At 49.4% G+C, this 22,308-nt stretch carries 23 protein-coding genes, 1 tRNA gene and 2 pseudogenes; 13 read left to right on the forward strand and 13 right to left on the reverse strand.

Annotated elements, in window-relative coordinates; genetic code table 11:
- Positions 1–67 (forward strand): IS1 family transposase (locus tag OQV04_RS17650; protein WP_004209611.1); only part of this gene is annotated, 67 nt, incomplete at its 5' end.
- Positions 68–227: 160 nt separating this feature from the next.
- On the opposite strand, the gene OQV04_RS17655 is transcribed toward OQV04_RS17650, so the two are convergent.
- The 3 genes from OQV04_RS17655 to OQV04_RS17665 all read right to left on the reverse strand — a co-directional run bounded on the left by OQV04_RS17655 (position 228) and on the right by OQV04_RS17665 (position 6,302).
- The gene (locus tag OQV04_RS17655) at positions 228–3,344 is read right to left on the reverse strand and encodes an HsdR family type I site-specific deoxyribonuclease (RefSeq protein ID WP_063120604.1); all 3,117 of its coding nucleotides are present in this window, start codon (positions 3,342–3,344) and stop codon (positions 228–230) included.
- A 121-nt stretch (positions 3,345–3,465) separates the two neighbouring features.
- Positions 3,466–4,749, reverse strand: coding sequence for a restriction endonuclease subunit S (locus OQV04_RS17660; protein ID WP_063100870.1), 1,284 nt, complete (start codon positions 4,747–4,749; stop codon positions 3,466–3,468).
- On the reverse strand, positions 4,746–6,302 hold the full coding sequence (locus OQV04_RS17665) for a type I restriction-modification system subunit M (RefSeq protein WP_063100869.1): 1,557 nt from the start codon (positions 6,300–6,302) through the stop codon (positions 4,746–4,748). The genes OQV04_RS17660 and OQV04_RS17665 overlap by 4 nt, the downstream gene beginning before the upstream one ends.
- 263 nt (positions 6,303–6,565) lie before the next feature.
- On the opposite strand from OQV04_RS17665, the gene OQV04_RS17670 reads away from it, so the two are divergent.
- From OQV04_RS17670 to OQV04_RS17720, 11 genes and pseudogenes are all read left to right on the forward strand, one after another.
- Positions 6,566–7,438 carry a GTPase family protein gene (locus tag OQV04_RS17670; protein ID WP_063120603.1) on the forward strand — a complete coding sequence of 291 codons (873 nt, stop codon included), beginning with the start codon at positions 6,566–6,568 and terminating at the stop codon, positions 7,436–7,438.
- Between the two features lie 372 nt (positions 7,439–7,810).
- Complete coding sequence (locus OQV04_RS17675) at positions 7,811–10,657, forward strand: Ag43/Cah family autotransporter adhesin (protein WP_088209826.1); 2,847 nt, start codon at positions 7,811–7,813, stop codon at positions 10,655–10,657.
- A 327-nt stretch (positions 10,658–10,984) separates the two neighbouring features.
- Positions 10,985–11,803 (forward strand): DUF932 domain-containing protein, encoded by an 819-nt coding sequence (locus OQV04_RS17680; protein WP_088209827.1) that lies wholly within the window; start codon positions 10,985–10,987, stop codon positions 11,801–11,803.
- A 91-nt stretch (positions 11,804–11,894) separates the two neighbouring features.
- Positions 11,895–12,380, forward strand: coding sequence for an antirestriction protein (locus OQV04_RS17685; protein WP_001559912.1), 486 nt, complete (start codon positions 11,895–11,897; stop codon positions 12,378–12,380).
- 14 nt (positions 12,381–12,394) lie between these two features.
- A complete protein-coding gene (locus OQV04_RS17690) occupies positions 12,395–12,871 on the forward strand; it encodes a JAB domain-containing protein (RefSeq protein WP_040076129.1) in 477 nt (158 codons plus the stop codon).
- A 68-nt stretch (positions 12,872–12,939) separates the two neighbouring features.
- A complete protein-coding gene (locus tag OQV04_RS17695; protein WP_000692309.1) occupies positions 12,940–13,161 on the forward strand; it encodes a DUF987 domain-containing protein in 222 nt (73 codons plus the stop codon).
- 79 nt (positions 13,162–13,240) lie between these two features.
- Complete coding sequence (locus tag OQV04_RS17700) at positions 13,241–13,609, forward strand: type IV toxin-antitoxin system YeeU family antitoxin (protein WP_053287563.1); 369 nt, start codon at positions 13,241–13,243, stop codon at positions 13,607–13,609.
- An 89-nt stretch (positions 13,610–13,698) separates the two neighbouring features.
- A complete protein-coding gene (gene cbtA, locus OQV04_RS17705) occupies positions 13,699–14,076 on the forward strand; it encodes a type IV toxin-antitoxin system cytoskeleton-binding toxin CbtA (RefSeq protein ID WP_000854821.1) in 378 nt (125 codons plus the stop codon).
- Positions 14,073–14,270: pseudogene (locus OQV04_RS17710) on the forward strand (DUF5983 family protein); the annotation flags it as partial. The gene cbtA and the pseudogene OQV04_RS17710, both read left to right, overlap by 4 nt.
- Positions 14,271–14,297: 27 nt before the next feature.
- On the forward strand, positions 14,298–14,495 hold the full coding sequence (locus OQV04_RS17715) for a DUF957 domain-containing protein (RefSeq protein WP_088209831.1): 198 nt from the start codon (positions 14,298–14,300) through the stop codon (positions 14,493–14,495).
- Between the two features lie 84 nt (positions 14,496–14,579).
- Positions 14,580–15,425, forward strand: coding sequence for a DUF4942 domain-containing protein (locus tag OQV04_RS17720; protein WP_063101552.1), 846 nt, complete (start codon positions 14,580–14,582; stop codon positions 15,423–15,425).
- A 98-nt stretch (positions 15,426–15,523) separates the two neighbouring features.
- Here the strand turns inward: OQV04_RS17720 and OQV04_RS17725 are convergent.
- The 10 genes from OQV04_RS17725 to hokD form a co-directional block, all read right to left on the reverse strand.
- Positions 15,524–15,599: transfer RNA gene (locus OQV04_RS17725), tRNA-Ile, on the reverse strand.
- A 49-nt stretch (positions 15,600–15,648) separates the two neighbouring features.
- Positions 15,649–16,698, reverse strand: coding sequence for a DNA-methyltransferase (locus tag OQV04_RS17730; protein ID WP_001547716.1), 1,050 nt, complete (start codon positions 16,696–16,698; stop codon positions 15,649–15,651).
- A 150-nt stretch (positions 16,699–16,848) separates the two neighbouring features.
- The gene (locus OQV04_RS17735; protein ID WP_000917767.1) at positions 16,849–17,046 is read right to left on the reverse strand and encodes a hypothetical protein; all 198 of its coding nucleotides are present in this window, start codon (positions 17,044–17,046) and stop codon (positions 16,849–16,851) included.
- Between the two features lie 162 nt (positions 17,047–17,208).
- Positions 17,209–18,006, reverse strand: a complete 798-nt coding sequence (locus OQV04_RS17740) for a hypothetical protein (RefSeq protein WP_000263274.1) — start codon at positions 18,004–18,006, stop codon at positions 17,209–17,211.
- Between the two features lie 6 nt (positions 18,007–18,012).
- Positions 18,013–18,240 (reverse strand): hypothetical protein, encoded by a 228-nt coding sequence (locus tag OQV04_RS17745; RefSeq protein ID WP_001127354.1) that lies wholly within the window; start codon positions 18,238–18,240, stop codon positions 18,013–18,015.
- Positions 18,241–18,512: 272 nt separating this feature from the next.
- On the reverse strand, positions 18,513–19,202 hold the full coding sequence (locus tag OQV04_RS17750) for a bacteriophage antitermination protein Q (RefSeq protein ID WP_001064901.1): 690 nt from the start codon (positions 19,200–19,202) through the stop codon (positions 18,513–18,515).
- Positions 19,199–19,558: a RusA family crossover junction endodeoxyribonuclease gene (locus OQV04_RS17755; RefSeq protein ID WP_196613688.1), complete on the reverse strand. Its 360-nt coding sequence runs from the start codon at positions 19,556–19,558 to the stop codon at positions 19,199–19,201. Before OQV04_RS17755 ends, OQV04_RS17750 begins: the two co-directional genes overlap by 4 nt.
- 12 nt (positions 19,559–19,570) lie before the next feature.
- Entirely contained in the window at positions 19,571–20,617 is a 1,047-nt protein-coding gene (locus tag OQV04_RS17760) for a DUF968 domain-containing protein (RefSeq protein WP_106645421.1), read from the reverse strand.
- Position 20,618: 1 nt separating this feature from the next.
- A complete protein-coding gene (locus OQV04_RS17765) occupies positions 20,619–20,897 on the reverse strand; it encodes a hypothetical protein (RefSeq protein WP_001410105.1) in 279 nt (92 codons plus the stop codon).
- Positions 20,898–21,064: 167 nt separating this feature from the next.
- A complete protein-coding gene (gene hokD / locus OQV04_RS17770; protein ID WP_000813254.1) occupies positions 21,065–21,220 on the reverse strand; it encodes a type I toxin-antitoxin system toxin HokD in 156 nt (51 codons plus the stop codon).
- Positions 21,221–22,014: 794 nt separating this feature from the next.
- On the opposite strand from hokD, the pseudogene OQV04_RS17775 reads away from it, so the two are divergent.
- Positions 22,015–22,308, forward strand: a pseudogene (locus OQV04_RS17775) (FRG domain-containing protein); the annotation flags it as partial.

Here is a 22,308-nt window from a genome sequence, read left to right on the forward strand (position 1 = left end):
CTCAAAATCGGTGGAGCTGCATGACAAAGTCATCGGGCATTATCTGAACATAAAACACTATCAATAAGTTGGAGTCACTACCTGCAAATTGAGCAAGTACAGTTAAATTATTTGTTGAATAATTTTACGACGATTTCTTTGCCCTGGTAAATATCCTTTAATAACGTTGCTGACATTTTATCTGAGTTGGTTGGGCAAACGGTCAGTAGTTGTTCCTTTTGTTACTACTAAATCTTTCCACCCACCCCCTTAAATTTTTCAATAAATGCGCTAATTTTTTGAAAAACAGTCTGTTTTTTCGTTTTATATTGCGGATTTAAAGGACTGAGTCTGGGCAGTGTCTCGTTTAATTCTGTGCCATTTTCTGTAGCATATTCGCGTTTTAAAGACGTGCGAATATAGCGTTTTGCTGCATCTTCATTGAGATTTTCTTCTTTTATCAATGCTTCTGCTTCACGTTGCTGTTCGCGTTGAGCAAACGTAAAGAATGCCTCAATGATACTGGCTTTGTCTGGTAAATCATCCAGGTTCGTTTGCTGAATAAAATCGACCACCAGGCCCTCTTTCGCCCGGTTCCCCAGGCTTGAACGAATTAAGCGTTTGACCTCTTCGATCATTTCGCCCTTGCCTTTATTTTGTCTGTTGTGTTCGAAAATCAGTCCAAGGATATAATCCAGGTTTATTTCCTGAGACTTCAGCAAATCGACCTCAAAAACTACGTCATCCCAGTCAGTGGTTGATTTCTCTTTTTTCTCAGCTTCTTTCTCACGGCGCTGCCAGTCGCGAATATCGTTATAGGCAGAACGATAATCCTGAATCTTGCGATCAGCAGGGAGACGAATTGTTTGCAATTCAGCGAGCTTTTCATCATCCACATAATGTTCTGCTTTGAATTTTTCTACCGCAACAGGATCGCTAAGATCGATTTTTTGCAGGGCTTTTAGCGTGGCAAATTCATCATAGTTTTGCAGGATGTTCTCGGCACGCAGGTATTCGCCAAACAGTTTAACGAAGTCTTTCTTCTCTTTTTCACTTTCAATACTGGTAGGGTCAGGGAACCGTTGTTCCAGTTCTGAAACTACTGTCATGAAGCCGCGTTTAGCTTCACCTGTAGCAGCATCAGTAAAGCCTTCCATATACTCTGTATAACTCTTTTCTAACACCACATTTTTGGTGTTTTTATCACCAAACAGCGTTATGGCATCAATAGTTGAGCGTTCCAGATCCCGGAAAGTGACGATATTACCGAAGGTTTTAGTGGCGTCATAAATGCGGTTGGTGCGGGAGAATGCCTGCATCAGGCCGTGAAAACGCAAGTTTTTATCGACGAATAGCGTGTTCAATGTTGGAGCATCGAAGCCGGTTAAAAACATCCCCACGACAATTAGCAGATCGATATCCTGATTTTTAACCCGCTGGGCTAAATCACGATAGTAGTTCTGAAAACCGTTACTGTCGGTGCTAAAGTTAGTTTTAAAATGGCTGTTATATTCACGAATTGCAGCGTCCAGAAACTCTTTAGCACTGCTGTCCATTGCGCTGGTATCAAAAGTTTCATCGGAAATTTCACCAATGGCATTTTGTTCTTCATTGGCGGCAAAGGAGAAGATTGTCGCAATACGCAGCGGTTTATAGGTAGCCGATTTATTAGCGGCTTCTTCTTGTAACCGTTTAAACGTCGCATAATAGGTTTTCGCGGCATCCACGCTGCTCACTGCCAACATAGCATTAAAACCTTTTGAGCCAGGGAAGGTACGGTGAGTTTTCTGGCGGAAATTATTCAGAATATATTGCGTGATTTCCTTAATACGCATGGGATGAAGAAACGCCTGCTGATTTTCAGCCGCACTTAGTTTTTTCTCGTCAGTTTCTGTCTCTAAAGACTTAAACTGTGGCCGCACATCGTTGTAGTCTACCTTGAATTTGAGCACTTTTTCGTCACGAATCGCATCGGTAATTACATACGAATGCAATTCACGACCAAATACGCTGGCGGTTGTTTCTGAGCCTAAGGCGTTTTCCGGGAAAATAGGGGTACCGGTAAAACCAAACTGATAATAGCGTTTGAATTTCTTCTTCAGGTTTTTCTGCGCTTCTCCAAACTGGCTGCGGTGGCATTCATCAAATATAAACACCACTTGCTGATTGTATACAGGCAGGTCGCTTTCTGCTTTCATCAGGTTATTAAGTTTCTGAATAGTGGTGACGATAATTTTGTTATCGTCCTTATCCAGATTTCGTTTAAGACCTGCGGTATTTTCCGAGCCGTTGACGCTGTCTGGCGAAAAACGCTGATATTCCTTCATGGTCTGGTAATCGAGGTCTTTCCTGTCGACCACGAAGAAGACTTTATCAATAAAGTCCAGCTCTGTTGCCAGACGCGCGGCTTTAAAGCTGGTGAGGGTTTTACCAGAACCGGTAGTGTGCCAGATATACCCACCGCTTTCCGGTTTTGACCAGTTCTTCGCTGTAAAGGAGCTCTTAATTTTCCACAGAATGCGCTCGGTGGCAGCAATCTGGTACGGTCGCATCACCAGTAGCGTCTGACTGCTGTCAAAAACGCTGTAGTTCACCAGAACATTCAGCAGAGTATGTTTCTGGAAAAAGGTAGCGGTAAAATCTTTGAGGTCTTTAATCAGCGTGTTGTCTGATTTCGCCCAGTTCATGGTGAAGTCAAAACTGTTTTTATCGCGCTTTGTTGTGTTGGCAAAATAACGGGTATCGGTGCCGTTAGAAATGACAAACAGTTGCAGATACTTAAACAGGGAATTTTCGCTGTTAAAACTCTCTTTACTGTAACGATGTATCTGGTTGAAAGCCTCACGAATCGCCACGCCGCGTTTTTTCAGTTCGATTTGCACCAGCGGTAAGCCATTAACCAGGATAGTTACGTCATAACGGTTAGCGTGAGAACCCGCCTGTTCAAACTGCTGGATAATCTGCACCTTATTGCGCATGAGATTCTTTTTATCTATCAAATAGATGTTCTCAAGTCGCCCGTCGTCAAAAATAAAGTCGCAGATATAGTCGATATGGATTTTACGGGTTTTATCCAGAATACCATCGCTCGGGTTATCCAGATACTGCTCCGTGAAACGCCGCCACTCGCTGTCATTAAACACCACACCATTGAGGTTCTGAAGCTGTTCCCGAACATTGGCCAGCATCGCTGACTGTGATTTTACGGGTATAAATTCATAGCCCTGATTCCGCAGGTCCTGAATCAGTTCACGTTCCAGGTCCGATTCGCTCTGGTAGCTGTCGCCTGTTTGCTCAGCTTTGATGTACTTATCAAGAACGATAAAGTTATTGGATTCAGCAATGGTGTGTGTCTGATGAGTCATAGCGCATCCTTTGTGCCGTCTGGCAAGGGCCGGAAAGGAGTTAAGGGTGACTTCCGGCACGTAAAAAATAGTCTATATACAGACCAGATGTTAAGGTGGCCCGGTCGGTAGCAACGGTCAATTAATTACTGACAGTTTCAGGTTTTGGGAAACTGAACAGTAAATCACGATAGTACTCGTATTGTTTCTGGCGCAACTCGATTTCACGTGGGAGGCCTTCGGTGATGGAGTTGGTCAGGGTGTCGAATTTATCGAGTATTTCGACAATGCGAGCTTGTTCCTTAAGTGATTTTTGGGGATCACTTGCATGGGGTATAGGTAGTTTGAAATTTTTAATAATGGTTGAGTTAAGATCTCCTCTCGCACCTTGCCCTAGAGACTTAATATTTTCATAATTGAAACTAACCCAATGGAAGACATAACGATATAATGCTTTGGTATCGTCAATTTCCAAGCAGCCGCAGTGCTGGTTAGTTGTTAGCGGTATTTTATTAATTGCAGACCGTCCTGCTGTTGCTCCAGAAATGGCTATGATTACACAATTTCGCGGAATCCATTTTGCCGATGAATTTTTTAATGCAGCCTGAGTTATTTTTATTTCAGTACTATCAATTTCGGAAAATTTAACCTCTTGGGTTCTTAACCACGGAATATTCCCGTTTTCGTAATACTCTATTTTCCCTGCTGTTGGTGTTCCTCCAGAGTACCATTTTTTAGTCACGTCTCCCAAAGTCTTCCACTCAACCTCACCCTCTTTAAAACTCAACAACTGGTCGCGATAGTAGTTGTACTGTTTTTTACGCATGTTAAGCTCTGCTGTCAGCTCTGCTGTCAGCTCTGCTGTCAGGGCGCTGAATGTGTCCAGAATCCGAACGATTTCAGACTGGATGGCGAGGGATTTTTCCGGATTATCCGGGCAGGGGCGAGGGATTAAAAATTTTTTGAATCCATCCATATCAACAGACGCAAAACTGGACATCGTTGTGTTTTTTTGGCACCACTCAGCTAAAGAAAAACAGTAGTAAAATAAAAATTTAATATCAAAGCAATCAGCATAAGACTCTTTTAAAGCCAAACATGTAAACCTTTGATTGGCTAGATGAGGTACAGTGATTAAAGCATGCTCACCAATTGTTGCCGACGTTGATATTAATATTGAATTTTCAGGAAATAGTTTCCCCCCTTTTACGGCGCAGGATGAAATTTTTTGAAGTGAATTCCCTAGAATTCTACCATTTTCACGTATGTCATCCATTCTGAACCAAGGTATATCACCATTCGCCCAAAATTCTTTTTTAGTTTTAGACGGTGTATAACCATTCCTTAAGTTGAATACTTTTGAGAGTGGCAACCACTCAACCTCAACCCCATCCAGCAATTTTTCCAGATAACTCAACTCGCTCATTTCTGCACCTCGCAGCCTTCAATTTCAGCCACAATCGCATCAATATCTTTACGCAACTGGTCGATTTTGCTGACCGTGATTTTCAGCTCTGCATTCAACTCAGCGATATCGATAATTTCGCGAGTATCTTTCGCTTCCACATAGCTGCTCACCGACAGGTTATAGTCATTCGCGACAACAGTCTCAAACGCAACAGATTTCGCCAGATGAGCAACATCTTCCTTGCTGGCAAATACTTGCATAATCTGTTCGATATGGGCATCGGTCAGGATATTGTTGTTGGTCTCTTTTTTGAACAGTTCGCTGGCATCAATAAACTGAACTTTGGTATCTGTTTTATGTTTAGACAGCACCAGAATGTTTACAGCAATAGTGGTGCCAAAGAACAGGTTCGGTGCCAGTGAAATCACGGTTTCGACATAGTTATTATCGACCAGATACTGACGGATTTTCTGCTCTGCGCCGCCACGGTAAAAAATACCCGGGAAGCAGACAATCGCGGCGCGACCTTTGGCCGAAAGATAGTTCAGCGCATGTAATACAAACGCGAAGTCAGCTTTGGATTTGGGGGCCAGAACGCCAGCCGGGGCAAAACGCTCATCGTTAATCAGTGTCGGGTCATCGCTGCCAATCCATTTCACCGAATACGGCGGGTTAGAAACGATGGCATCAAACGGTTTTTCATCTCTGAAGTGCGGCTCAGTCAGCGTATTGCCCAGCTTGATATCAAACTTGTCGTAGTTGATGTTGTGCAAAAACATGTTCATACGCGCCAGGTTATAGGTCGTATGGTTGATTTCCTGACCGAAAAAGCCTTCTTCGATGATGTGGTTATCAAACTGTTTTTTCGCCTGCAACAACAGCGAACCGGAACCTGCTGCCGGGTCGTAGATTTTGTTAACATGGGTCTGCCCGTGCATAGCCAGTTGTGCAATCAGCCTGGAGACGTGCTGCGGTGTAAAGAACTCACCGCCTGACTTACCGGCATTTGCCGCATAGTTAGAAATCAGGAACTCATAGGCATCACCGAACAGGTCAATCTGATGTTCGTTGAAGTCACCAAGTTTTAACCCTTCAACCCCTTTCAGAACCGCAGCCAGGCGGGCATTTTTATCCTTAACGGTGTTACCCAGGCGGTTACTGGTGGTATCGAAATCAGCAAACAAACCTTTGATGTCAGCTTCTGAAGGGTAACCGTAAGCAGAACTTTCGATAGCAACGAAGATACTGTTTAAATCTGCATTCAGTCTGTCATTGGTATTTGCTTTCGCAGCTACGTTGCAGAAAAGCTGACTTGGGTAGATGAAGTAGCCTTTAGTTTTGATGGCATCGTCTTTAATGTCATCAGTAATTACGCTGTCATCCAGTTTCGCATAACAGATACTGTCATCACCGGCTTCAATATAGCTGGAAAAATTTTCGCTGATAAAACGGTAGAAAAGCGCGCCCAGAACGTATTGCTTAAAATCCCATCCGTCAACAGAACCTCTGACATCATTGGCAATTTGCCATATCTGGCGGTGCAGTTCTGCTCGTTGTTGAATACTTGTCATTTTTAATCCATTTGCCTGGTTTGGACCTGAATCATTGGGGGCAATTCTACAGCAATCTTGTGGTTCAGGCAGCCCCGGAGTAAGTCGGTGTACATTGTGAGATACCTGGGGTATTCACGACAAGGAGGAGGAACGGAATATTGCCTTTCCTTTGCAGTGCACCAGGTGCATTCTAAATAATTTCAGACAGATATTATCTCCGTGAATCCCCCGCCACCTTTCCGGTGCGCGGGGTTTTGTCTTTTTTCACCGGGAATACATGTATGAATCCGTCTGATGCCATTGAGGCAATTGAAAAACCACTTTCTTCCCTGCCTTACTCACTTTCCCGTCACATCCTGGAACATCTGCGCAAACTCACCAGTCACGAACCCGTGATTGGCATTATGGGTAAAAGCGGGGCCGGTAAATCCTCACTCTGTAATGCGCTGTTTCAGGGGGAGGTCACCCCGGTCAGTGATGTTCACGCCGGCACCCGGGAAGTGCGGCGCTTCCGTCTGAGTGGCCACGGTCACAGCATGGTTATCACTGACCTGCCCGGGGTGGGCGAGAGCCGGGACAGGGATGCAGAGTATGAAGCCCTGTACCGTGACATTCTGCCCGAACTGGACCTGGTGCTGTGGCTGATTAAAGCCGATGACCGCGCCCTGTCTGTGGATGAGTATTTCTGGCGACACATCCTGCACCGGGGACATCAGCAGGTACTGTTTGTGGTGACGCAGGCCGATAAAACGGAGCCCTGCCATGAATGGGATATGGCCGGTATTCAGCCTTCTCCCGCACAGGCACAGAACATTCGCGAAAAAACGGAGGCGGTATTCCGTCTGTTCCGGCCCGTACATCCGGTTGTGGCCGTATCGGCCCACACCGGCTGGGAACTGGATACGCTGGTCAGTGCGCTCATGACAGCACTTCCCGACCATGCCGCCAGTCCCCTGATGACCCGCCTGCAGGACGAGCTGTGCACGGAATCTGTCCGGGGGCAGGCCCGTGAACAGTTTACCGGTGCGGTGGACCGGATATTTGACACGGCGGAGAGCGTCTGTGTTGCCTCTGTGGCTCGTACGGTTCTGCGTGCCGTCCGTGACACGGTGGTCTCTGTTGCCCGCGCTGTATGGAACTGGATTTTCTTCTGAACAGTCTGCCAGGGGAAATGCCTGATTACATTGCGTTAACCAACTGAAAACATGACACAAACACCTCATCCCCCTCCTGTTTCTCTTGCGTGACCGCCTCGCTGTTAATAGAACAAAGCGATCGATAAAGCAGGTATCGATCGTTGCCATCGATCGTTTGTAGTGGTTAATGGTCTGCGAAAAGGCAGCTGAATCTCTTCATCATGCAGAACGGAATTGCACACAACGGACTGATACTTCTCTGGCGGATGAGAGAGGGAAAGCATTTATGTCCGGGAAAAACCACTTTATCTGACCATGCTGTTTTGTATCTGCCGGTATCCACTTTTGTGGGTACCGGCTTTTTTATTCACCCTCTGTAAGGAAAAGCTGATGAAACGACATCTGAACACCAGCTACAGGCTGGTATGGAATCACATTACGGGCACCCTGGTGGTGGCCTCCGAACTGGCCCGCTCACGGGGAAAACGCGCCGGTGTGGCGGTTGCGCTGTCTCTTGCTGCTGTCACATCAGTCCCGGCACTGGCTGCTGACACGGTTGTACAGGCGGGAGAAACCGTGAGCGGCGGAACACTGGAAAATCATGACAACCAGATTGTCTTCGGTACGGCCAACGGAATGACCATCAGTACCGGTCTGGAGTATGGGCCGGATAACGAGGCCAATACCGGCGGACAATGGATACAAAATGGCGGTATCGCCAACAACACTACTGTCACCGGTGGTGGTCTTCAGAGAGTGAATGCCGGAGGAAGCGTTTCAGACACGGTTATCAGTGCCGGAGGCGGACAGAGCCTTCAGGGGCAGGCAGTGAACACCACTCTGAACGGCGGTGAGCAGTGGGTACATGAAGGCGGGATTGCAACGGGTACCGTCATTAATGAGAAGGGCTGGCAGGCCGTCAAATCCGGCGCAATGGCAACCGACACGGTTGTGAATACCGGCGCGGAAGGGGGACCGGATGCAGAAAATGGTGATACCGGGCAGACCGTCTACGGAGATGCCGTACGCACCACCATCAATAAAAATGGTCGTCAGATTGTGGCTGCTGAAGGAACGGCAAATACCACTGTGGTTTATGCCGGCGGCGACCAGACTGTACATGGTCACGCACTGGATACCACGCTGAATGGGGGGTACCAGTATGTGCACAACGGCGGTACGGCGTCTGGCACTGTTGTAAACAGTGACGGCTGGCAGATTATCAAGGAAGGTGGTCTGGCGGATTTCACCACCGTTAACCAGAAAGGCAAACTGCAGGTGAACGCCGGTGGTACAGCCACGAATGTCACCCTGAAGCAGGGCGGCGCACTGGTCACCAGTACGGCGGCAACCGTCACCGGCAGCAACCGTCTGGGGAATTTCACGGTGGAAAACGGTAAGGCTGACGGTGTTGTTCTGGAGTCCGGCGGTCGCCTGGATGTACTGGAGGGCCATTCAGCGCAGAAAACACTGGTGGATGACGGCGGTACCCTGGCAGTGTCTGCCGGTGGTAAGGCGACAGGTGTCACCATGACATCCGGTGGTGCCCTGATTGCAGACAGTGGTGCCACTGTTGAGGGGACCAATGCCAGCGGTAAGTTCAGTATTGATGGCATATCCGGTCAGGCCAGCGGCCTGCTGCTGGAAAATGGCGGCAGCTTTACGGTTAATGCCGGGGGACAGGCTGGCAACACCACTGTCGGACATCGTGGAACACTGACGCTGGCTGCCGGGGGAAGTCTGAGTGGCAGAACACAGCTCAGTAAAGGCGCCAGCATGGTACTGAATGGTGATGTGGTCAGTACCGGCGATATTGTTAACGCAGGGGAGATTCGCTTTGATAATCAGACGACACAGGATGCCGTCCTGAGCCGTGCTGTTGCAAAAGGCGACGCCCCGGTAACGTTCCATAAACTGACCACCAGTAACCTCACCGGTCAGGGTGGCACCATCAATATGCGTGTTCGCCTTGATGGCAGCAATGCCTCTGACCAGCTGGTGATTAATGGTGGTCAGGCAACCGGCAAAACCTGGCTTGCGTTCACAAATGTCGGAAACAGTAACCTCGGGGTGGCAACTTCCGGACAGGGTATCCAGGTTGTGGATGCACAGAATGGTGCCACCACAGAAGAAGGTGCGTTTGCCCTGAGTCGCCCGCTTCAGGCCGGTGCCTTTAACTACACCCTGAACCGTGACAGCGATGAAGACTGGTACCTGCGCAGTGAAAATGCTTATCGTGCTGAAGTCCCCCTGTATGCCTCCATGCTGACACAGGCAATGGACTATGACCGGATTCTGGCAGGCTCCCGCAGCCATCAGACCGGTGTAAACGGTGAAAATAACAGCGTCCGTCTCAGCATTCAGGGCGGTCATCTCGGTCACGATAACAACGGCGGTATTGCCCGTGGGGCCACGCCGGAAAGCAGCGGCAGCTATGGCTTCGTCCGTCTGGAGAGTGACCTGCTGAGAACAGAGGTTGCCGGTATGTCTGTGACCGCGGGGGTATATGGTGCTGCTGGCCATTCTTCCGTTGATGTTAAGGATGATGACGGCTCCCGCGCCGGCACGGTCCGGGATGATGCCGGCAGCCTGGGCGGATACCTGAATCTGGTACACACGTCCTCCGGCCTGTGGGCTGACATTATGGCACAGGGAACCCGCCACAGCATGAAAGCGTCATCGGACAATAACGACTTCCGCGCCCGGGGCTGGGGCTGGCTGGGCTCACTGGAAACCGGTCTGCCCTTCAGTATCACTGACAACCTGATGCTGGAACCACAACTGCAGTATACCTGGCAGGGACTCTCCCTGGATGACGGCCAGGATAACGCCGGTTATGTGAAGTTCGGGCATGGCAGTGCACAACATGTGCGTGCCGGTTTCCGTCTGGGCAGCCACAACGATATGAGCTTTGGTGAAGGCACCTCATCCCGTGACACCCTGCGCGACAGTGCAAAACACAGTGTGAGTGAACTGCCGGTGAACTGGTGGGTACAGCCTTCTGTTATCCGCACCTTCAGCTCCCGGGGTGACATGAGCATGGGTACAGCTGAAGCCGGCAGTAACATGACGTTCTCACCGTCACAGAATGGCACGTCACTGGACCTGCAGGCCGGACTGGAAGCCCGTGTCCGGGAAAATATCACTCTGGGCGTTCAGGCCGGTTATGCCCACAGCGTCAGCGGCAACAGCGCTGAAGGCTATAACGGTCAGGCCACGCTGAATGTGACTTTCTGATAATCAGGTCACTCCCCTTCAGGCCCCGGTCATAATGACCGGGGCTTTTTACTTTCAGGGAGCAACAGATATGCCGGGTTGTACATCACGTTTATTGCCGAAGGCTCTTTTGCTGCCAAATGGCATCTGAATCGTTCACAATTTGGCCGGTTATTGCCCGATCCCGATGGGGGTTATTGGGTGATCTCCTTCCATAAAAATACGCAGCTCGCCAGTGAAGGGCTTCTCAGACAATAAACGTCATTCATTTCGTCCATCAGGCCGCGTCTTCTCCGGGAGACGCGGCTTTTTCATTTATACCGCTAACTCATTCATAAGGAATAAATCATGCGATTAGCCAGTCGTTTTGGTTATGCGAACCAGATACGCCGTGACCGCCCCTTAACCCGTGAAGAACTGATGCAGGTCGTCCCCAGCGTATTCGGGGAAGAGAAACACACATCCAGAAGCGAGAACTATACCTGGATCCCCACCATCACCGTGCTGGAAAGCCTGCAGCGGGAAGGCTTCCAGCCATTCTTCGCCTGCCAGACCCGCGTGCGCGACCCGGGCCGCCGGGGATACACCAAACACATGCTGCGTCTGCGCCGTGACGGGGAGATAAACGGACAACATGTCCCTGAAATCATCCTGCTGAACTCCCATGACGGTACCTCCAGCTACCAGATGCTGCCGGGTTACTTCAGGTTCGTCTGCCAGAACGGATGCGTCTGTGGTCAGTCTCTGGGGGAAGTGCGTGTTCCACACCGGGGAGACGTAGTGGAGAAAGTTATCGAAGGGGCTTACGAGGTGGTGGGGGTTTTTGACCGGATTGAGGAGAAGCGTGATGCCATGCAGTCGCTGGTCCTGCCGCCACCGGCATGCCAGGCACTGGCACAGGCGGCACTGACTTACCGTTATGGTGACGAACATCAGCCCGTCACCACTGCTGACATTCTGACACCGCGACGCCGGGAGGATTACGGTAAGGACCTGTGGAGTGCTTATCAGACCATTCAGGAGAATATGCTGAAAGGCGGAATTTCAGGTCGCAGCGCTAAAGGAAAACGTATCCATACCCGTGCCATTCACAGCATTGACACTGACATTAAGCTCAACCGCGCATTGTGGGTGATGGCAGAAACGCTGCTGGAGAGCATGCGCTGATGCTGTTTCCCTGAAAGTGCAGCTCTGACTCACGTCTGTACCAGTCCCCAGGCATTCTTCCATTCATTTGCTTTTTATAAGGAATAATCTCATGACAACCTCTTCGCATAATTCCACCACACCTTCTGTTTCCGTGACCGCTGCATCAGGGAATAACCCGCCTCAGCTGGTTGCCAGCCTCGTCCCTGATGAACAGCGCATCAGCTTCTGGCCGCAGCACTTTGGCCTCATTCCACAGTGGGTGACCCTGGAGCCCCGTGTCTTCGGCTGGATGGACCGTCTGTGCGAAGACTACTGCGGTGGTATCTGGAATCTGTACACCCTGAACAACGGCGGGGCATTTATGGCACCCGAACCAGATGACGATGATGACGAAAACTGGGTACTGTTCAATGCCATGAACGGTAACCGCGCTGAAATGAGCCCGGAAGCCGCCGGCATTGCTGCCTGTCTGATGACGTACAGTCATCACGCCTGTCGTACGGAGTGTTATGCCATGACGGTCCACTATTACCGTCTGCGGGATTACGCCCTGCAGCATCCGGAATGCAGTGCCATTATGCGTATCATCGACTGAGCAGGAGCGGGACCATGCAACAGCTTTCCTTTCTGCCCGGAGAGATGACGCCCGGCGAGCGCAGTCTCATTCTGCGGGCCCTGAAAACCCTGGACCGCCATCTTCATGAACCCGGCGTGGCTTTCACCTCCACCCATGCGGCACGAGAATGGCTGATTCTGAACATGGCGGGACTGGAGCGTGAAGAATTCCGGGTACTGTATCTGAATAACCAGAATCAGCTGATTGCCGGTGAAACCCTCTTCACCGGCACCATCAACCGCACGGAAGTCCATCCCCGGGAAGTGATTAAACGTGCCCTGTACCACAATGCCGCTGCCGTGGTGCTGGCACACAATCACCCGTCCGGTGAAGTCACACCCAGCAAGGCAGACCGCCTTATCACGGAACGTCTGGTACAGGCACTGGGCCTGGTGGATATCCGGGTACCGGACCATCTGATAGTCGGTGGCAGCCAGGTTTTCTCCTTTGCGGAACACGGTCTGCTTTAACCCGTCACCGTCACCACCACATCACACCTGTTTTCACTTTTATCTTCTGTCTTCAGAGGTATCACACCATGAAAATCATCACCCGTGGTGAAGCCATGCGTATTCACCAACAACATCCGGCATCCCGTCTTTTTCCGTTCTGTACCGGCAAATACCGCTGGCACGGTAGCACGGATACATATACCGGCCGTGAAGTGCAGGATATTCCCGGTGTGCTGGCTGTGTTTGCAGAACGCCGTAAGGACAGTTTTGGTCCGTATGTCCGGCTGATGAGCGTCACCCTGAACTGAGTCCGGAAGGGCATTCAGAAGAGCAGAATTATCGCCACCACCGGACCATTCTTAACCAATTTTCTGTGAGGATTTTATTGTGTCAGACACATTCTCCGGGACAACGCATCCCGATGACAATCACGACCGCCCCTGGTGGGGGCTGCCCTGTACCGTGACACCTTGTTTTGGCGCCCGTCTGGTGCAGGAGGGCAACCGGTTGCATTACCTTGCCGACCGCGCCGGTATCAGAGGCCGGTTCAGCGACGCGGATTCGTACCACCTGGACCAGGCCTTTCCGCTGCTGATGAAACAACTGGAACTCATGCTCACCAGCGGTGAACTGAATTCCCGCCATCAGCATACCGTCACGCTGTATGCAAAAGGGCTGACCTGCGAAGCCGACACCCTCGGCAGTTGTGGCTACGTTTATATGGCTGTTTATCCGACGCCCGAAACGAAAAAGTAACTCTCCAGAATAACCTTCTGCTCCGGCCTGGTGCTTTCACCACGCCACTTTTCCATTTTTCATCTCTGCATATCAGGAAAATCTTCAGTATGAAAACATTACCTGTATTACCCGGGCAGGCGGCCAGTTCACGCCCGTCTCCGGTTGAAATCTGGCAGACACTGCTCACCCGACTGCTGGACCAGCATTACGGCCTTACGCTGAATGACACACCGTTCGCTGATGAACGTGTGATTGAGCAGCATATTGAGGCAGGCATTTCACTGTGCGATGCGGTGAACTTTCTCGTTGAAAAATACGCACTGGTACGTACCGACCAGCCGGGATTCAGCGCCTGTACCCGTTCTCAGTTAATAAACAGTATTGATATCCTCCGGGCACGCCGGGCAACCGGCCTGATGACACGCGACAACTACAGAACGGTAAATAACATTACCCTGGGTAAACATCCGGGGGCGAAACAATGAAACTGGCCCTGACGCTGGAAGCCGACAGCATTAATGCGCAGGCGCTGAACATGGGGCGCATTGTCGTTGACGTCGATAGTATTGAGCTCGCTGAACTGATTAACAAAGTCGCTGAAAACGGTTATTCACTCCGCGTGGTGGATGAACGTGACGCTACCGAAACACCGGCGACTTCTGCCAGCCCTCATCAGTTGCCGGAAGACAATACAGTGATACAGAGCGTGATGCCATTAACCACTGAAACAGCGCTGGATATCCTCATTGCGTGGCTGCAGGACAATATCGACTGCGAATCGGGGATTATCTTTGACAACGATGAGGATAGAACGGATTCGGCAGCACTGTTGCCCTGTATCGAACAGGCCAGAGAGGATGTCCGTACCCTGCGTCATCTGCAGCTTCTGCACCAGAACCGGTGAATATCACTCACCACGCTTCATTACCCTGACGCCAGCCTGAATACGGCTGGCGTTTTCGTTTATAAACCAAAAGGGAAACCGATAATGTCAAACATCACAATCTCCCGTCCGGAAGTGGTCACCGCACATACGGACGTTATCTGCTCCACCAGTATCCGACACGTTGTGACGGTACGGAATGCAGCACTGCAACAAACCGAAACGCTTATCCGGCAACTGACTGAAATCTCAGTACTGACAAAAAGCATTGGTGGTAAAAGCGCCCCGGACTGGGCCATGAAACAGGATTTTCGCTGCGGCTGCTGGCTGATGGAGAAACCGGAAACCGCAATGAAAGCCATCACACGCAATCTCGATCGCGAAATCTGGCGTGACCTGATGCAACGTTCAGGGATGCTTTCCTTAATGGATGCACAGGCCCGTGATACATGGTACCGGTCACTGGAGTACGATAATTTTCCGGAAATCAGTGAAGCGAACATTCTGAGCACATTTGAACAACTACACCAGAACAAGGATGAGGTGTTTGAGCGAGGGGTGATCAACGTCTTCAGGGGACTGAGCTGGAATTACAAAACCAATTGCCCCTGCAAATTTGGCAGTAAAATTATCGTCAACAATCTGGTGAGATGGGACCGGTGGGGATTTCATCTTATCACCGGACAACAGGCTGACCGACTCGCCGATCTGGAAAGAATGTTGCACCTGTTCAGCGGTAAACCAATCCCCGACAATCGGGAAAACATCACTATTCGTCTGGATGATCACATTCAGTCTGTTCAGGGTAAAGAGAGCTATGAAGATGAGATGTTCAGCATCAGATACTTTAAGAAGGGCTCCGCGCATATCACATTCAGAAAACCAGAACTGGTTGATCGGCTAAATGACATCATTGCAAAGCGTTATCCGGGACAATTATCAGCCATCTGAGTCAGATGGAAAAAAGCTTACCTGACCCATTACCTGACCCAATTCAAAGGAAAAAGAAAAAGGGTTAGCTGGTTTATTAGCTAACCCTTTGTTGTGTATGGTGGCCCCTGTTGGGTTTGAACCAACGACCAAGCGATTATGAGTCGCTCGCTCTCACCACTGAGCTAAAGGGCCGGGAGCAGAATAATAATGGTGCGTAATTAATTCTGCAATCTCATCCGTTTCAAACGATTAAATCCTGAACTTCCCTGACTGTCTGCTCAAAACGTCCGGTCTCCAGTTCAACGCCAATCGCACGACGCCCGAGCGCCAGTGCAGCTTTTACCGTTGAACCTGAGCCCATAAAAAAATCTGCAACCAGGTCTCCCGGACGACTGCTTGCGCTGATTATCTGCTGCAGCATTTCTGCCGGTTTTTCGCACGGATGTTTCCCGGGATAGAACTGCACCGGTTTATGTGTCCACACATCCGTGTACGGCACCTGCGCCGTCACACCAAAATACCGCCGCAGATGCTTATATTCACTCTGCAGCTCCACATACTGCCGGTTCAGTGACGTATACGTATCCACCAGCTGGTGGTGGGGCTTTTCCAGTTCACCGCGCTGATGTTTCTCTTCTGCCACCCGGGCAAACAGCGACTGTAATTTCAGATAATCGCTTTCGTTCGGTAGCTGCCACTGACTGGCACTGAACCAGTGCGACACCATGTTTTTCTTTCCTGTGGCATCTGCAATCTGTTTTGCCGTTATCCCCAGGGCCGCGCGCGCATCACGAAAGTAAGAAATCAGCGGGGCCATCACATGCTGTTTCAGTGCACTGCCCTTCGCCGCATACCCGGCATCTTTCGGACGATACGGCCCCTGATAATGTTCCGCGAACAGAATGCGCTCTGTGGCGGGGAAATACGCCCGCAGGCTTTCCTTGTTGCATCCGTTCCAGCGTCCGGACGGCTTCGCCCAGATAATATGGTTCAGCACACTGAAGCGTTCACGCATCATGATTTCGATATCAGATGCCAGGCGATGACCACAGAACAGGTAAAGACTTCCGACAGGTTTCAGCACCCGCCAGAACTGCGCCAGACACTGGTCCAGCCACTTCAGGTAATCATCGTCGCCCTTCCACTGGTTATCCCAGCCCTCGGGTTTCACTTTAAAGTATGGCGGGTCTGTGACTATAAGATCGACAGAGTTTTCCGGTAAGGTCTGGATAAATTCCAGGCAATCAGCGTTGATTAACTCACAACTGGATATTTTTACAGTATTAGCCATAGATCAATAAGCACTTCTCTGATAGGCTCATACCGCTTTTGCGCAAAGCAGATGGGCCTGAGGTTTGCTTGTGACCCCAACGCATGAGCAGATGGCTGGCAGGTGCCGCTAACACCCACCAGCCGCCCATTACCACAAATAAAAAAGCCTTCACTGAGGAAGGCGTCTGTAACAACCGAACTGATAATCTGCCAGACCCGCCATAACAAGCTGGGTCAGTATTAACTGGCAACGTTCGCGTGAAAGGTAAGTATTCTGCGCAATTTCCCCGACGGTCGCCGGTTCGGTGACGCTTAATTCATTAAACACCACTCTGGCAGTTTCGGTCATATCCTGCTGTTTTAGCATGCCTTTTCCCTTTTCTGGTTAACGTGACATACCAATAACTCTTGTCGAAAAAGCCAGCAAGCTGAAAGACCGATATTAATAACTACCAGCGCGTTTAATGTACCGCACTTCGGGCATCAAAAAACCCGCTCAATGGCGGGTTTAATTAATGAGGTAACAACCTTAACTTGTTTGATTCTGTACTTCAGTGGCCTTCTTCCCTTCAATACCTGCCTTGAAAGTCTCGAATGTTTCAACATTAAACAGCGAAAAAGATTCGATCTGATCGAAGGGCAACACATGCCTAAACTGATAAACTGACAATGGCTCAGAAGTTAATGTGATACCCTGACTAAGGTAGTAGTCCACATAATTATGCTCAACACAAAAAGTCAGAGTATCTTTATCTCTGTACCCGGACATAAAAGGGATTAGCACCAATGTGTTAGTATCTAACTGATTGAAACGTGCCTCATCAATCATCCCCACATAGACCTTGCGAGACTTCAGTGTAACCAACAATAACAATCCACGCTCAACTGATTCAAGAAGGATATTTTCCACGGCACTATGAGCCGCAATTTCTTCAAAAATAGCCTTGCGCTTTTGTGGGTCTTTATGGTTTTTGGTTGCCTCTGATGCCTTCCCGATACTTACAATAATAGTGAAAGCTATCGACATAGCAGGGAACATGCTCAACCCAAACACTCGCATTTTGAGAAAGTCATGGGCGAAAGTAAAGGGAGCGTACCAACCAAACAAGTACGCTGGAATGTTCCAAAGTGACATTCCAGCGTACAGAACAACAACCAATAAGGCAGCGATAAGAATACCACTTATGAGAAACTCACCACCTTTCAGTGCAACATCAAAGTATGCATTCCAACCGATCGCTTTGCTTTGACGGTATCGTGACGGCAAATGGCAGTTGGTATAGTGATAACCACAAACTAAAACAATAACAATCAGCGCAGCCCACATAGAAGACTAACCCTTCTTCTTAGTACTCAATCCCTTAATATTGGCTGCGAAAGCCTTTTGCACATCAGCGTTGTTGCGATTCAAAACCATCGAACCATTACTATCAATGAAAAACTTGTCACTTTCATGCTTAGCTTCTTTTCCATCACACATGGAAGCTATATCTGCAATTTTTTTGATGATCTTCTCAGGTGAGAGGATCGCGCGAGCGGCAAGTGTTAGATATTTCGGCATGCTCCCCTCCGTTAACAGATAAAACACAAAAAGCACACAAACAAAGTATGCGCACATCCTAACCTATGTGGCTAACAACCACTTTCTTTTATAAGATGAGTGTATTACCTAAAGGGTAACTCGGCAATAGCAGAATAGTTTTAGCAAGGTAAAATCGATGGTCTTTCGCTCAACTTACGACAAAAGATAGCCCGCTCAGCAGCAGGCTTTGTTTAGTTTGCCATCGTGTACAAAATCAGCAAAATATCAGATTTACACGAAATGTACGCGATTTAATTGACTTTTGCAATAACCCGCCGCGAAAAGGTCGCTTTTTGTTGCGATCTTGTTTTCATGGTATAAATCAAAGATTCGTTGTCGAGGTTCTTAAAAATGTCGCACATATCACGCCAGTAGTGCGCATAATTGTGGCTCCAGTTGTCTGACTTAACTCCACACAGTCTGGCAAGTTCCTGTCGCTGGTAGACGTCACACCCAGTAATCCTCCCCCTGACATCCTGCGCCGCCAGCCAGATTAATTTCTTCAGACGCTCAAGCGTTTTCCCTGTAATTTTTCTGGTGCCAAAATGCACCTGAAACTTATCCCACGCCCATTTCGCAATGACCACCTGATAATCCCAACTCGGATTTTCACTGTATACCCACAGTACCCACGCCTTCTGATGCTCTTCAAGAGACAGAACGGCGCGTCGCCATGATGATGTCGAAAACTCAACCGGACTGACTAGGGCAATTGATGAACCTTTCGCCAGCGATTGCTTTCCCGGGATCGGTGGATTATCCAGCGTTACCATTTTTCCAGTGACCTTATCGCGGTACCGGATTTTTTTACGTCTGTAACGCCCTGTATCAAACATGGCATTCTCCTGCCAGGCTTCAAGCTGACCTTTTGTTGCCCCACTCAAATCGGCGGTGGCGATAATGAGCTGCTCACGAACAAACTGTAAATACTGGTTATTCATGCGCACTCCAGCTCTGTGATTTTTATCCCCAACCGACCACCAGGAACAGGCAGTCCGCGCACAATATTGATTTCATCAAACTGCTCGTCGTCGATAAGCAACCCCGCATGTGTCAGTGCATCCAGTGGTGCTTTCAGGATATTGTCCAGGTCGCGACGACGCTTATCCGGTGGCTCTGCAATCACCTTTATCGCCAGCCTTCCGGACAGGCTTAATTTCAGCCGCTGCTGGCGAACAATAAGCGCCACAGCCCGGCGATAACGCTTTCCCTCCTCCGAGATAAAATATGTGCTGCCACGGCGTCGCCAGTAAGTGTTCACCGTCGGCGGGTAAGGTAAAACCAAATCTATGAGCATCAGTCACCTCTTTTACCCAAGCACGCCAGTTGCAAAGGCGTGATCAAGAAAACGAAAAATTAAATCAACCTGAGAACCATGCTTTTCTTCGAACGCCAGAGGATCCGCATGAAGCTCGTTGTGATGCTCCCGACACAGCGGTAGCGTGAAAATATCGTGAGATTTTGTCCCCATTCCGCCCTGACCATGACCAATCAGGTGATGGGGATCGTCGGCTGGCTTACCACAACACGCACACGGCTGTGTCTTCACCCAGCGTGTGTATTTCTCGTTAACCCAGCGGCGACGTTTAGGTCGTTTCATGAAAGATTCCGGAGACTCAGGATCAACGGCAATGCTGACCACCGTCTCTTCCTGTGGCGGGTTTTGCTGGTGGGCGTGAGGCAGCGGCGCAAGATTTTTTGTGCGCTGCTTCAGTATGCTGGTGGCGGTCTGCTCTCCCGGTACGATGTCGCTTTCACGGTACATTGAGCGGATTTTTTCCGCACGCAACCCCAGCGAACGACGTAATACCGCTTCCGGTAGCGCGTCCGCCACCTGATTGCGGACCGCCCACCAGGATAATTCAGCCAAAGATAATTCACGCTCCTGCGTACCGCTTATTGCGTGACCGATGACGTCAATCATCCATGCTGACAGGTTTTGATGAGCAAGTTGCTCGAGTGATTCGGATGTCTGGTCACGCAGCTGGTTGTCGCAGTGCCAGCACAACACCATTGCGCCGGTACCATAATGGTGAATGACGGTTTCGCTGTGATGATAATCGCCGTGTGGCCACTGGCAGGATTTAATATGGCGCAACAGCCAGTCAGACAATGCACCAGCACCACCAGCAGCACGAATCACCCGTGCGTTACTGAAAAACGGCAGCAATGTTTTGTCTTCCACTAGCGGCTGGCGAACGGCAGGAACAACCCCGGACGGCAGATTACGCATGCTTTTCGGTTCCGGCTCCACCAGTACCCGGGTATTGTGGAATACCGGCATGGATTCACGGCCCGGCTTAACGATCACCAGCCCGAGTTCCGGTACCAGAACAGGTCGAAGTAATACCCGCACGTTACCTCCAGATGCGTTGCTGGAATGTGCGGGACGGACGCGGTGGGCGTTCGGAGTAAGGAAGCCTGACGGAGATTATCCAGTGACGATAATCGAGGCTGAGGGCTTTCTTAATCTCGTATCCGTGTCTGCGGTAGCACTGAATTAGCCACTCGGCCTGTTCTTCAGTGCATGGGGGATGCTGGAACCAGTCAGATTTGAAAGTGCGGGAACGCCGCCCGTGCCTGCTGGCAAAGACGGCAGAATCATCAGAATTGTGTAATTTGGTATCGTGCGCCATCGGTTGTCTCTGCTGGCGCAGCAGGTGCCAGTTGTTCAGGCTGGTGTGCGAATTGTAAACCAGAATGCTAGGAAAAAACAAAACCCGCCGAAGCGGGTTAAGTGCGGGTGCGTTGAGGATGCCTGACACATCAGAGGTGGCGAGGGATTTCTCCCCCGCCAGGTCTCTTACTCCTCAGGTTCGTAAGCTGTGAAGACAGCGACCTCCGTCTGGCCGGTTCGGATTCGTACCTCGCAGAGGTCTTTCCTCGTTACCAGTGCCGTCACAATGACGGTTAAACAGATGACGATCAGGGCGATTAACATCGCCTTTTGCTGCTTCATAGCCTGCTTCTCCTTGCCTTTCGGCACGTAAGAGGCTAACCTAGATTTGCCGTTCATAGATTGAGCCTCAGATTAATGTTAAGCGTCTTGCAGGACGCGTAATGTTAACTGGGGCTTTTCTCTATCTGCCTTTGGTGTTCATGCCTGAGGCAGATAGCCTCAAGCACCCGCAGCAATTCTACTTAACTCACGTCACCTCGCCAATATAAAATCAATCAGAAAGGCGATCCATAAGAACAACAGCAAGGCAATAAATTGCCATTACAGCAGCAATAGCCAGCGCACATTTGAGAACCAGCACCACAACCTCCTGTATTGGACGTACACCAGTCCTGATAAATATGAGGATGTCTCGTCAGTGATTCAATACAACTATTGGGTATAGTTTCTGTGATTTTGTTCTGTAGAAATGGAACATAATAACCTGTCACCACCAGCACTTCTTTAAATACGCCAAGTCCGACGCAAGCTAACCTTCTAGCCCGCTTTGAGCGAGAAGCAGACATTTACTTAACTGGATAGCAAGAGACTTCATATATCATGGTTGATCCCGGAGTTTTCAATAATGGAAAGACATTGCCCGTATGATCGGGCCGTAACCACATTAGAAGCAGGTGCCCTTTGTGAATTTTGATTGTGTCAACCTATCTGTTTTGAATTTTTTATAAAAAATATTCGCAAATTTGTGAATTATGAGAGACAAACGAGCATGGACAACCAATGTTACTTTCATACACAATGAAGCAACATGATAAAAGTACACTGACTTTAGCAAGTAAATTTAGGAGATTGCGATGTTTAGCTTAATCATGGCCGGAGAACCGGACGTTTTTGACCGCTGGCCGTGTATGGACCCTGGGCTTAAAGAAGGCGAGGAAAGATTCTCGATGTCCCGCATGCTGGAAGGCACCCCAAGCGATATTTACAGTAAATTAACACCAATAAGACCCGATACCTTAAGAGAACTCGCCAAGCTACCAGTATTGTTCATGACCGAAACTTATACAAAAGATGATGAATATGATACAAACAAGTACATCAGGATCAGACTTGGGGAAATAAGAAACTTACGTAAAGATGGTGGCGAT

Source organism: Escherichia sp. Lx600-2, from assembly GCF_036662595.1.
Taxonomy (GTDB): domain Bacteria; phylum Pseudomonadota; class Gammaproteobacteria; order Enterobacterales; family Enterobacteriaceae; genus Escherichia; species Escherichia coli.